Raw genomic sequence first — 11,813 nt, 5'->3', positions numbered from 1 at the left:
GGTTAAACGCTGAGGGCGGCGCGCAATTGCGCTTCAAGGCCCACGGCGTCCAGTTCCTGGCCGATCAGCACCAGGCGCGTGGTGCGTGCTTCGTCAGCGCCCCAGGCACGGTCGAAGTGTTTGTCAAAGCGCGTGCCCACGCCCTGGATCAGCAGGCGCATCGGTTTGTTGGGGATCGCGGCGAACCCTTTCACCCGCAGGATGCCGTGCTGCACCACCAATTGGGTCAGGGCGTCGAGCAGCAGCGCCTCATCGGCTTGGGGCAAGTCGATGGAGATGGAGTCGAAGGCATCGTGATCGTGGTCGTCTTCACCTTCGTGGTGATGGTCGTGATGGCTGTGACGCCCGTCGATATGTTCCTCGGAACCGGCGCCCAGGCCGATCAGCACGTCCAGAGGCAGGCGACCGCTGCTGGCTTCGATGATCTTCACCGCGGCCGGCAGTTCTTCGGCGACTTCCAGGCGTACGCGGGCCAGGTCTTCGGCGCTGATCAGGTCGCTTTTGTTGAGGATCACCAGGTCGGCGCTGGCCAGTTGGTCGGCGAACAACTCATGCAACGGCGACTCGTGGTCCAGGTTCGGGTCAAGTTTGCGCTGGGCGTCGACCTGGTCCGGGAAGGCGGCAAAGGTACCGGCGGCCACGGCCGGGCTGTCGACCACGGTGATCACCGCGTCAACGGTGCAGGCGCTGCGGATTTCCGGCCACTGGAAGGCTTGCACCAACGGCTTGGGCAGGGCCAGGCCCGAGGTTTCGATGAGGATATGGTCCAGGTCACCGCGACGGGCGACCAATTCGCGCATCACCGGGAAGAACTCTTCCTGCACGGTGCAGCACAGGCAACCGTTGGCCAGCTCGTAGACGCGGCCATTGGCTTCTTCTTCGGTGCAACCGATAGAACACTGCTTGAGGATTTCACCGTCGATGCCCAGCTCGCCGAACTCGTTGACGATCACCGCAATGCGACGGCCCTGGGCGTTGTCGAGCATATGGCGCAGCAACGTGGTTTTGCCCGAGCCAAGGAAGCCGGTAACGATGGTGACGGGAAGTTTGGCCAGTGTTTTCATCGGATGCCCTTTGGGGCGGGCATACGGGACGACAGGCCCTGCGGCGGCGCGCAGCAGCGGATTTCGTCACCGGATCACCCCGCCCGGTTGAATTGGAAAATCAGTGGCGAGGCAGGTCTCCTGGCTTGGGGTGTGCAGGTCTTGCGACCAACGCTGACTGCGCCTTCCCGCCCTATCGGCAGTGGCGTGGCAGTCAACTGAACCCTTCACAGTTGCGGGGGCAGCCGCGGCTTGAACCGCGTTCCCTTCTTAGCTTCGGCCTGGGCCGAAGAACCTCGAGGGTGCAAGGCTACGCAGTGCACGGCAGGCGGTCAATGCTCAAGCACCTACCGGCAAGTCGGTCCAGGCAGCGGCCAACTAGGCGTAGCGCTGCCTGCCAGGATTGGCGGTGATGATGTCGGGCACATTGATCGGGCCGTAAGCCTTGAGGAAAAAATCAAATCGGCCATTCCCTGTGAGGTCGATGGCCAGCCTAGACAGGTTAGTCGTACGGTTGTAATCCAGAATCGCTTCACCTGGTTTGCCCGTCAGCCGCCTGACGAACCTCAGGGCATCAACCCCCGCGTTGCCCAGCAGGTTCGACAGATCGATTCTGTCCACACCCGTGACAAAATCCATAATCTGATCGGGATATTCCGGCGTGGAGTCGCTGGCATTGTCGTAAGCGAAGGTGTCAGCGCCCCCCGCACCTCGGAGTCGATCCGCACCCGCCCCACCTTTAAGCACGTTGTTTGCTTGGTTACCAATGATCGAGTCATGCCCGGAGCCGCCGATTGCATTCTCCAGCGTAACCCCCTTGGCAATGGAAACATTCCCCACCAGGCCGCCAACATCCGAAAAGGACTCCGCCCGCAAATTGATAGTCTGGTTTTGGTGATACTTGGAAAAGTCCAACGTATCGACACCACCACCGTCCCATACACAAAACAAGGCCGTATCGTGACGCGAGTTCAACTCCAGATAGTCTCGTCCCGCATTGGAGTTGAAGCCATAGGTGGTATCTGAATTGCGCGTCGTGTTATTGGCACCATAAACCCGCTGCGCAGCGGCGATATCATCCATCATCGGCGCCGACGGTAACTTTCCATTGAAGTGTTTACCCGCTTCAGGTGCATCGAAGTAGCTCATCACGCTGTAAGCCCGCGTATCCTGAGCATATAAGGCGTGATCGCGGTAATTGGGATTACCAAAATTATAGGTGCCTGGGTGTAACAGGCCCAGGTTGTGCCCAATTTCATGGGTCAGGGTCATTCGCCCATGGTTGTGCAAGGCTGGATTAGTATTGGTGCCAAATCGGGGATTGATCAGCACTTTACCTTCCTGGCCCGGATACTGGCCGAAGGCGACCTCGTAGTCCGTGCTATTGGAGAACGCTAGAAGCCCCTCGGGGCGACGACTGCCTTCCTGGAATGAAACATTCGCGACATCCTCCCACGATTGCATCGAGCGCCGGGCCTGCTCTTTCTGGGTCGCATTGAACGCCGTGTGCCCTCTTGCGTGCTTGTTGAATGAATAGGAGATCTGCGTGATGCCGTCGCGATTGGCGTCAAACCAACGATGGCCGGTTCGAGTGATTTGACGCGCGGCCTGATCAACCGTGAAAGAGGGTTTATCAATGTTCGATTCAGAGGGGTCGTTGGGCCTTAGGGTCGCATCGGCCACCGCTGATTGCTGATCGCCAGCAAGCGGCGCATGAAAACTTTGCAGCGTATTGGAAAGTCGCATAAAGCCCACCGTTAATTTCAATGTTGCGCGGGGAGATAAACCGGGTTTCCTTCTGAGTTATCGAAAAAAGCGCAGGCGTTCCCAAACACTTCATACATCGCGTGTCTGCCTATTGCGTCTGCAAATACTTCATCGCCGTGTACTTCGTAGGTGTCCTCATCCAATTGACGCTGACCTGCACACCATGCTCTCCTACACACCTTGTTTCGGGTGCCCTTCACAGGGTGAAACGGGAAACCGGTGCGTCAAATCCAATGACAAGTCCGGTGCTGCCCCCGCAACGGTAAGCGAGCGAAGCGTCACGGCCACTGTGCTTTTGCATGGGAAGGCGATGCTTTCAGGAGGACTCTTTGATGAGCCGCCCCTCGCAAGCCCGGAGACCGGCCCGAAAAATTCAGATAACAAACCCGCGGTGGGCGGGCGCTGTTCGAACCCTGCGTGCCTGGCGCGTGGGGTTTTCATGCGCTCGTTTCACCCTGACACCTGAAAGGGACGCGCCATGTCGATCATCAGCAGCACTTCGCACACCGCCACTAGCACCGCCACCCTCAGCCAACGCCTGACCGCCGCCATCGGTGCATCGATCCTTGGCGCTTGCCTGGTGTATTTCGCCGGGTTCTCGCATATCGAGGCGGTGCACAACGCCGCCCACGATACCCGCCACAGCGCCGCGTTCCCGTGCCATTGAGAGCTGCCGACATGATCAAGCGTATTGCGCAAACCGCAGGGTTCACCGGACTTCTGGCTGCCTTGCTGCTGACCCTGCTGCAAAGCTTTTGGGTGGCACCGCTGATTCTGCAGGCGGAAAGCTTTGAAAAAACCCCGCCAACCGCCGAAGTGGTGCATGAGCACGCCGCTGGCGCCGCAGCTCACACCCACGACGCCCAAGCCTGGGAGCCTGAAGATGGCTGGCAGCGAGTGCTGTCCACCACCGGCGGCAACCTGGTAGTGGCGGTGGGATTCGCGCTTATGCTCGCCGGCCTCTACACGCTGCGCGCGCCAACCCGCACCGCCCAAGGCCTGCTCTGGGGCCTGGCCGGCTACGCGACCTTTGTACTGGCGCCCACCCTGGGCCTGCCCCCGGAGCTGCCTGGCACCGCGGCGGCTGACCTGACGTTACGCCAGACCTGGTGGATCGGCACCGCAGCGTCCACCGCCGCCGGCCTGGCGCTGATCGTGTTCGGTCGCAACTGGCTGTTGAAAGCGCTTGGGCTGGCGATTCTTGCCGTTCCCCACGTCATCGGCGCGCCGCAGCCGCAAGTGCACTCGATGTTGGCCCCCGAGGCGCTCGAAGCGCAGTTCAAGATCGCCTCGCAATTGACCAACGTGGCCTTCTGGCTGGCCCTGGGCCTGATCAGCGCCTGGTTGTTTCGCCGCAACCGCGACGACCACTACTCGGCATGATTCTGGTTGTCGGGCTTGGCTGCCAGCGCGGCTGTGAGGTTCACAGCCTGCTGGCATTGCTGGACAGCGCCCTGGCCGAGGCCGGCATTGAGCGCTCACGCGTGACCGCATTGGCAAGCATTGACCGTAAACGCGATGAGCCTGGGCTGCTGGCGCTGGCCCAGCGCTTGAACCTGCCCTTGCAGTGCTTCAGTGCCGAACAACTGGTGGGCTATGAGCATCGGCTGAGCCATCGCTCAGCGCTGGCCTTTGCCCACACTGGCTGTTACGGCGTAGCCGAAAGCGCCGCCCTGGCCCTGGCCGAGCACCTGTCCAATGGCCCCGCGCGCCTGCTGATCACCCGCCAGAAAAGCGCACAGGCCACCCTTGCATTGGCCTGCGCAGGTTAAAATCCCGATAATTGCCGCTTTCGATCATGAGCAATCTTCATGCTCGCCCGTTTTTCAACAGGACTTCTCCATGACCGTCTACTTTATCGGCGCCGGCCCCGGCGACCCGGAATTGATCACCGTCAAGGGCCAGCGGCTGATCCGCAGTTGCCCAGTGATCATCTACGCCGGCTCGCTGGTGCCCGCCGCCGTACTGGAAGGTCATCAGGCGCTCCAGGTGGTCAACAGCGCCGAACTGCACCTGGAGCAGATCATCGAGCTGATCAAGACGGCCCATGCCCAAGGCCAGGATGTGGCGCGGGTGCACTCCGGCGACCCAAGCCTGTATGGGGCGATTGGCGAACAAATCCGCCATTTGCGCGAGCTGGGCATCCCGTTCCAGATCATTCCAGGGGTCACGGCGGTCGCGGCGTGCGCGGCCTTGCTTGAAACCGAACTGACCCTTCCGGACATCGCCCAAAGCGTGATCCTGACCCGTTACGCCGATAAAACCAGCATGCCCCCCGGTGAAGACTTCGACAGCCTGGCGCGGCATGGCACCACCATGGCGATTCATCTGGGGGTCAATCACCTGGACAAGATCGTCGCCGAACTGCTGCCACACTACGGCGCGGATTGCCCGATTGCCGTAGTATACCGGGCCACCTGGCCGGATCAGGATTGGGTGGTCGGTACGCTGAGTGACATTGCCCAGAAAGTCGCGGCCAAGGGGTTTCGGCGTACGGCATTGATTGTGGTGGGCCGGGTGTTGGCCAGTGACAGTTTCAGTGAGTCGTCGCTGTACCGCGCAGGGCATGCGCACCTCTATCGGCCCTGAAGAAATGCAAACACCTATGTGGACCTGGCTTGCCTCAAGGCTTTTTGTAGAAGCGAGCTTGCTCGCGAAAAACTAACAGGCGCCGCGTTCATTCAGCAAGCACGCGTCATCGTTGATGTTTTTCGCGAGCAAGCTCGCTCCTACAGAAAAGGCATAAAAAAACGGCGCTCACGGGGCGCCGTTTTTTATGTTCGCAGTGAACACCTTACTCAGTAGTAGGCGTTTTCTTTCTGCGTGTGGTCAGTCACATCTCGTACGCCCTTGAGCTCAGGAATACGTTCCAGCAGCGTGCGCTCGATGCCCTCACGCAAGGTCACGTCCGCCTGGCCACAGCCCTGGCAGCCGCCGCCGAACTTCAACACGGCGATACCGTCATCCACCACGTCGATCAGGCTCACCTGGCCGCCATGGCTGGCCAGCCCAGGGTTGATCTCGGTTTGCAGGTAGTAGTTGATGCGCTCATTCACCGGGCTGTCGGCATTGACGTTCGGCACCTTGGCGTTGGGGGCCTTGATGGTCAACTGACCGCCCATGCGGTCGGTTGCATAATCGACCACGGCGTCGTCCAGGAAGGCTTCACTGAAGGCGTCAATGTAGGCGGTGAAGCTTTTGAGCCCCAGGGCGGTGTCTTCAGGTTTCTCTTCGCCAGGCTTGCAGTAGGCAATGCACGTCTCGGCGTACTGGGTGCCGGGCTGGGTGATAAAGACGCGGATACCGATACCCGGGGTGTTCTGCTTGGACAGCAGGTCAGCCAGGTAATCGTGGGCGGCGTCGGTAATGGTTATGGCAGTCATGGAAACTCCTCACAGGCTTGCTCGCAGTTTACGCCAAATTATTACGCAGGTACAAAGTCCGAGTATTTTTGTCAGGAAAGACCTGATCCTGCTGACCGAAGGCCCCCGCTGCACCGGCCCATTTGTGCAAAAACCTGTGCCTACCTATATAGCCCCCGCCGCAAAACCCGGCTCAATAGAGTGAATCCTCTTCCACTATGGATTGTGAGGATCGAATGAATAATGCGCTGCAGCGTTTCTATTTCAAAGGCTTGCCTGAACAGCAAGCGCATCTGGATCATCTGATTGACTTTGTAACGGAACAAAGCTCACTGGCAGTACCCTCCACCGAGCTTTATTACTTTCCCCCGTTGAACTCCGAGCTGAATCGCGAGTGCAAAGAAGCCGTTCGGGTCCTTGCAAAACTGGAGGCCGATGAAGACTTCCAGCAGTTCCTACGGGAAAAACCTGAACGGGATGACTCCATTCTGGGCCGGGACTTTCTTTATGACCTGCTCTCAACCCTGCTCAGCAGCGCCCGCTCGCCGATACCCGACCCTCCCGAAACGTTCAGCATTGCCGACCATTCGGTGATCCTGCGCCATATACCCACCTATTGGTACATCGACGCCGACGTGTTGCTGGATATCAACCGGCGTGTGGGAAACGGCGTCAAAAGCGACGGTTCGGTACGGTTCGACCTGGTGCTCAAGTACTACTCGATCCTCCCGGCGCAACCCAAGCCCCCCGAACAATGGAAAGCGGTTCTCCAGGGTTTGCAGGAACACCACACCCTGAGAAAACTGGGCCACGATGGGCAGCCCAGCGATTTGCAGCATGTGCTGGATGCCCCTGCCGACCAGAAGATCAAGGAGGTTATCCGCGAGATCGAAACACACACCCGACAATCGCTGTTCCGCCAGGTATTGCCCGAAACGTTCACCGCCTCACAGCAGGCCATGCTCACCACCACGCCAACCGTCCTGCTTGAACAGCTTCTCAATAGCCCCGACAACCTGGCGCTGGGCGAACGAATCGCCAAGGCACTGGACTGGTATGGCAGCCAGAAGGACGAAATCTGCCCCCAACCGGTGCGGGTGAAATTGCTGTGGCGAGCGCTGTGGCTCACGATCATGCCCAACACCGAGTCGCCGATGGATAACGAATTGAAGTTATTTATCGAGCCTGGGGCGTCTTACTCGTCGATCCGCCACTCCTTGATCAGCCGTTATGAACACAGCTTGTCGATCAGCCCTGCCGCGGCGCAATTGGCGGTGTGCGTCGTCAAGGCCAATGTGGCCAGCGAAGTGTGGGTGGCTGATATCCCCGATGACCTGCCGTACGCCGCCAGCAGTACCTGGGTCAATTTCAGAAGCGGTTTCCTGCTGGCCGAAGCGCTTGCACCCGGCTCATCGCGCCAGATGAGCTTCGAGCAGTTGCTCAACCTGGCGGCGGAACATTTTCGCGCCAGTGGCGATAACGTTGAACAGCAGGCCTTGGTCGCCGCCGCGAGGCTCGGCCCCACGGTCCAATGGGCGCAGGCCAATGGCTTGATCGCCAGCCGAACGTCAGGCCCTACCCGCGATGAGCTGACTCAAGCTGTCACCGCACTGGAGCAGCATGAATACGAAATGTTCAACGCGATTCAGGGCCTTGCGCTCGACCTGCCCGGGCGCTGGCGCTATGCGTCGGACTCGGAATACGACAAGACCTTCCGCGAGGCCCTCGAACAGCCGAAAAACGCCTATAAAACCCTGATCAAGTCATTGCTTGCGCACCTTGGCAGTGCGACCCTGGATGTGAATCAGGACGAGATCACCGTGTACTCCTTGAGAGAAGCGCTGGACAAGGTGCCTATCGAGTATGAAACCCAGCGCAAGACCGATGCCGTGCGTTACCGGGCAGGTTTCATCCTGCGCATCGTCAAGCCCCGCTCGCCCTTTCAAGCCACCTACATCGAAGTGTTCCCCTTCGCCGGCGTGATCCGTCACCGTAAAGACATCAAGACTCTGCCACTGAACGGCAAAGTGGTAGAGCTACGAGACGCAATGAGCTGGTGTAAATACAGATTGGCCACCGAAGTGCCCTTTGACCGGCAAGCCTACCGCGAGAACAAAGCGCCCACGCCAGGCAAAAAGGCTGAGTTGATCGTTGAGCAAGTCGGCGAGACCTTGCCTGGTATCAAAACCGCCTTGGCGCGCGCGTCATCGTTGCAGCCCAACACACTGTATGCGCCACGCAGTGAAAGGCTGGCGAGCATGATCGCCCGCGAGCTGTTTTTCTGTGACGAAGCAGCCCTGCTGGAAAAAACCCGTAACGCCACGCGGGAGGTGGACATCGGCGCTGAAGTGCTCGAAGACCTCGCCTTCTGGGGCAAGATTTTTCTGCCGTTCTGGGGCGGTATCGACGACATCGGCTCCGGCGACCCCCAGCGCATCAAGTCCGGCGTCGCCAGCCTGTTCATCGACATCGTGCTTTTCGCCTTGCCGGTCGGCCGATATGTGTCCGGCTCTGCCCGCCTGGCTATTCAGGCCGGTAAAACCGGGCTGCGCCTGGCGCTGCCAAAACTGGCGAAGCTCACGGGAAAGCTGGTGATTGCCACCCTGCAGGAACTCAACCCCTTGGCCGCCCTGCCCAGCCTGCTCAGACTGGCACGTTTCGGCCTGCTCAAGCTGGGCCGCGGCTTGATGCGCCAGGCACAACGCGGTATTGCCCAACTGCGGGATGGGACCATCGCCGCCCGGCACATGCGCTCGGTCGACCCTGGCACCTGGAAGCCACTGCAGACGGGGGACAAACTGTTTACCGTCGACGGCTTCGCCAACATCCCGATGCGCAACGTCGGCAGCCTCGACGCCCCCGACTATCGCTTGATAGATACGGCCTCCAATAAAGCCTTCGGGCCGCGCTATCGAGAGCCGATCACGGTGATCAGCAATAGCAGCCCGCTGATCCGTCGATACGCGGTCGACCCCGAGTTGATCCGTGGCCTTAAGCCCGACGCACGCGGGATCTTCTCCCGAGTGGACTACAACCAGAAATATATCTGCAATATTGATGATAAAGGCAAGATCGCGGTGTACCAGATCCGCGACAACTCCTATGGCTTTATCCAGGAAGCCGCCGCTGGCGCCGACAACAGCTTTTCCATTGTCCTGGTCAATCCCAAAACCAACCGGGACTTGTCGATCACGCTGTCCTCGGTAGAGCCCGGACATTGGTACTCAGGCCAGATAAAACTGACAGGCGGCGCGCCGGATGCACCCAGCGTGGTAACGCCATCGGTGCTGTTGAAATGGACCGAGGCCAGCGAAGACGCCCTGAAAAAAACCATGGACACCTTCGTCAATACTTACAACCTGGACCCCAACGCCTTTCGGCAGTTTGTCAGCACCCGCAACACCCTGACGCGCAGAGGGCAACAGATGCTCGACCGTGCGGGAACCGCCCGTACCAGCGTCACCTACGATCATCTGGAGCGCTGGAGCAAGGCATCCCAACGCGAGCGCAACAGTCTCACCCTCGAAGGATTTGCCGCCGATCATAATCTGGACCCGGTGGCCTTCGCCGAGTACGTAAACCTGGATGGCAGCTACCGAGCGCCGGGCAAAGTGCTCGCCAAATATGCGCGCGGCGAGGAATTCGACGACCTCAAACCCGAGCACCTGGATGCGTGGAACAAGCACTACAACGCCGCCAACTCAAAGGTATCCATGCGCGCGTTTGTCGAACAGAACAACCTCAACCCCGTCATCTGGAGCAGCTACGTCAACGACAATGGCAGCATGACCCGTGCCGGCAAAGACAGGTGGCTATTCGGACAAAGAAGCCCCCAGGACCAGCCGGTAGCCAGGAAACGCCCCGCGCCGCCCACGCCCGGCAGCTCAAAACGCCCACGCCTGGAAGAGGACGCGGTATCCACCCGGCGCCGCTCCAGCTCGATCACGGCGTCCTTTGATCATAAAATCAACAATAACGCACCGATCCTGCAGGACCCGACAGACATCAGGCGCAGTTTGACCCTTGAGCTTGAAGGCCCGCTGCACAGCATCGAGATTACCGACGCCAACCGTTTTTTTGACGAGTTCACCGGCCTGCAACATGTTGAAGTCAAGGAAGCCGCGACCAAAAGTATTCGTGAATGGATTTCCAAGGAGGGCAGCCATCATCGTCGGCTTGATCGCCTGGTGGAGGTCAGGAAACTGGCGGATGGCCCGGAGCGCGGCCTGTCGGTGGTGGCCAGAACCGATATTAAGCGTTTCGACGTGCTTGGGCCGTACACGGGCAAACTGCATCTGGATCAGCCCCCATCAATACCGAGATCCTGGAAAAAGGCGAGGCGGCTGTCGGTACGTATCTATTCCAGACCCACACTCAAGGCGCGACCATCAGCGGCCACGGCAACAGCAATACGCTGAGCCTGATCAATGCGGTCAAGGTGCCGAACCTGCCCGACGTGGGCATCGAAAATGTCGGCGCCCTGTATGTAGGCAACTACATGGTGTTTTTAATCGCTTGGCGAGATATCCCTGCCGGGACCGAGTTGCTGATGGACTACGGCAAGGCCTACTGGAAGTACATAAGGCCTTGAACCCCACCCCAGGCGGCAGTCCTAGTGCCTTTGCCTGGAAAAGGGCATCGACTCATCTAGGCCGAACCAATGCTTGATCCGGCGATGCGTGCCCTTCTCCAACACCTGGTAGCTGAAAAATGCACCGAGCGCGATGACGACGATGCAGACAGGCACCATGGTGTAGGGGCCTACCCCACGATGCTCGATGGCCCAGCGTCCAGCGCACAACACCAGTACATGAAGCAGGTATACCGAGTAGGAGCAGTCCCCCAGCATTTTTATAAAGCGCGAGCCGTGGAAGTACGGCTCCAGCGCCACACAACTGATCACCAGCACGGCGCTGGGCACGCCCCACTCCAATGCGCGGGGGACATCCGCGCCCTGATAAATCGCCGCCAGCGCCGCCACGATACCCAGCAACGCCAGCCACGGCCTGGCCCGACACAGGCCACGGCGGTACAGCATGCCGATCACCACGCCCATGAGGAACTCCAGCACAATGTCATTGCGGTAAAACCCGTCGGCCAAGTCAAAGAAGGGGCCAATGACATAACACACCAGGTACAACAACACGGCCACTACCCATAGCCGATAGGCTTCACGCACCAGCAGCGCAACAGCAAACAGACAGTAGAACAGCATCTCGAAATTCAGCGTCCAGCCAACATCCAGCAGTGGATAGACGCCATAGCCCGCCGGGTTCTGCGCGGGGATAAAGAGCATCGACAAAAGTACATGGCTCAGTTCGAGCTGAACGTCTGGAAACATCGAGGGCATGGCCATCACCAGCAAGGCCAACAGCAACGTATAGAACCAATAAGCCGGAGCAATCCTGGCCAGGCGCATGAGCATAAAGCGCCAAGGTGTCAGCGCTTTATCGGCACTTGCGAGGAAAATCACCAAGCCGCTGATGACGAAGAACACATCCACGCCAGCGCCGCCTTTTTCCACTAACAGGTCCTCCAGCGCGTTGTGGGCCTCAAAGTTGAAAAACAGCTGCATGACGTGGTGCCCCACCACCAGCCATGCCGCCAACGCGCGCAGCAACTGCACTGAAATCAACATCGG

The 11,813-nt window shown here is 59.5% G+C and carries 10 protein-coding genes and 2 riboswitches; of the genes, 6 read left to right on the top strand and 4 right to left on the bottom strand.

Features of this window, described 5'->3' with window-relative positions:
• Positions 1-2: 2 nt before the first annotated feature.
• A complete protein-coding gene (cobW, locus tag TX24_RS05500) occupies positions 3-1,064 on the bottom strand; it encodes a cobalamin biosynthesis protein CobW (protein WP_020301551.1) in 1,062 nt (353 codons plus the stop codon).
• 93 nt (positions 1,065-1,157) lie between these two features.
• A riboswitch (cobalamin riboswitch) is annotated at positions 1,158-1,357 on the bottom strand.
• A gap of 64 nt (positions 1,358-1,421) precedes the next feature.
• Positions 1,422-2,789, bottom strand: a complete 1,368-nt coding sequence (locus tag TX24_RS05495) for a M10 family metallopeptidase C-terminal domain-containing protein (RefSeq protein ID WP_057710004.1) — start codon at positions 2,787-2,789, stop codon at positions 1,422-1,424.
• A gap of 191 nt (positions 2,790-2,980) precedes the next feature.
• A riboswitch (cobalamin riboswitch) is annotated at positions 2,981-3,192 on the top strand.
• A 96-nt stretch (positions 3,193-3,288) separates the two neighbouring features.
• Here TX24_RS05495 and TX24_RS05490 point away from each other — a divergent pair.
• From TX24_RS05490 to cobM, 4 genes are all read left to right on the top strand, one after another.
• Complete coding sequence (locus tag TX24_RS05490) at positions 3,289-3,477, top strand: CbtB domain-containing protein (protein WP_003190735.1); 189 nt, start codon at positions 3,289-3,291, stop codon at positions 3,475-3,477.
• A gap of 11 nt (positions 3,478-3,488) precedes the next feature.
• Positions 3,489-4,193, top strand: coding sequence for a CbtA family protein (locus tag TX24_RS05485; RefSeq protein ID WP_034135405.1), 705 nt, complete (start codon positions 3,489-3,491; stop codon positions 4,191-4,193).
• Entirely contained in the window at positions 4,190-4,582 is a 393-nt protein-coding gene (locus TX24_RS05480) for a cobalamin biosynthesis protein (protein WP_032892183.1), read from the top strand. The genes TX24_RS05485 and TX24_RS05480 overlap by 4 nt, the downstream gene beginning before the upstream one ends.
• A 70-nt stretch (positions 4,583-4,652) precedes the next feature.
• Positions 4,653-5,399, top strand: a complete 747-nt coding sequence (cobM, locus tag TX24_RS05475) for a precorrin-4 C(11)-methyltransferase (RefSeq protein WP_003190729.1) — start codon at positions 4,653-4,655, stop codon at positions 5,397-5,399.
• 209 nt (positions 5,400-5,608) lie between these two features.
• Here cobM and nfuA read toward each other — a convergent pair whose 3' ends face one another.
• Positions 5,609-6,193 (bottom strand): Fe-S biogenesis protein NfuA, encoded by a 585-nt coding sequence (gene nfuA / locus TX24_RS05470; RefSeq protein ID WP_003190728.1) that lies wholly within the window; start codon positions 6,191-6,193, stop codon positions 5,609-5,611.
• A 215-nt stretch (positions 6,194-6,408) separates the two neighbouring features.
• Between nfuA and TX24_RS05465 the strand changes: the two genes are divergently transcribed.
• Together TX24_RS05465 and TX24_RS32785 are read left to right on the top strand one after the other, a co-directional pair.
• Positions 6,409-10,590: an SET domain-containing protein gene (locus tag TX24_RS05465; protein ID WP_244175817.1), complete on the top strand. Its 4,182-nt coding sequence runs from the start codon at positions 6,409-6,411 to the stop codon at positions 10,588-10,590.
• On the top strand, positions 10,482-10,763 hold the full coding sequence (locus TX24_RS32785; protein WP_338059757.1) for an SET domain-containing protein-lysine N-methyltransferase: 282 nt from the start codon (positions 10,482-10,484) through the stop codon (positions 10,761-10,763). Before TX24_RS05465 ends, TX24_RS32785 begins: the two co-directional genes overlap by 109 nt.
• Positions 10,764-10,784: 21 nt before the next feature.
• On the opposite strand, the gene TX24_RS05460 is transcribed toward TX24_RS32785, so the two are convergent.
• Positions 10,785-11,810 (bottom strand): acyltransferase family protein, encoded by a 1,026-nt coding sequence (locus TX24_RS05460; protein WP_057710003.1) that lies wholly within the window; start codon positions 11,808-11,810, stop codon positions 10,785-10,787.
• Positions 11,811-11,813 lie beyond the last annotated feature (3 nt).

The sequence above is a fragment of the Pseudomonas lactis genome (assembly GCF_001439845.1).
Lineage (GTDB): Bacteria > Pseudomonadota > Gammaproteobacteria > Pseudomonadales > Pseudomonadaceae > Aquipseudomonas > Aquipseudomonas lactis.
Note: the sequence above shows the minus strand (reverse complement) of the source record. Positions and strands in the feature narration are given on the sequence as shown.

Excerpts from the sequence above, each read along its gene's own strand:
- cobW (WP_020301551.1), bottom strand. The coding sequence starts at position 1,064 with ATGAAAACACTGGCCAAACTTCCCGTCACCATCGTTACCGGCTTCCTT.
- TX24_RS05495 (WP_057710004.1), bottom strand. The coding sequence starts at position 2,789 with ATGCGACTTTCCAATACGCTGCAAAGTTTTCATGCGCCGCTTGCTGGC.
- TX24_RS05490 (WP_003190735.1), top strand. The coding sequence starts at position 3,289 with ATGTCGATCATCAGCAGCACTTCGCACACCGCCACTAGCACCGCCACC.
- TX24_RS05485 (WP_034135405.1), top strand. The coding sequence starts at position 3,489 with ATGATCAAGCGTATTGCGCAAACCGCAGGGTTCACCGGACTTCTGGCT.
- TX24_RS05480 (WP_032892183.1), top strand. The coding sequence starts at position 4,190 with ATGATTCTGGTTGTCGGGCTTGGCTGCCAGCGCGGCTGTGAGGTTCAC.
- cobM (WP_003190729.1), top strand. The coding sequence starts at position 4,653 with ATGACCGTCTACTTTATCGGCGCCGGCCCCGGCGACCCGGAATTGATC.
- nfuA (WP_003190728.1), bottom strand. The coding sequence starts at position 6,193 with ATGACTGCCATAACCATTACCGACGCCGCCCACGATTACCTGGCTGAC.
- TX24_RS05465 (WP_244175817.1), top strand. The coding sequence starts at position 6,409 with ATGAATAATGCGCTGCAGCGTTTCTATTTCAAAGGCTTGCCTGAACAG.
- TX24_RS05460 (WP_057710003.1), bottom strand. The coding sequence starts at position 11,810 with ATGTTGATTTCAGTGCAGTTGCTGCGCGCGTTGGCGGCATGGCTGGTG.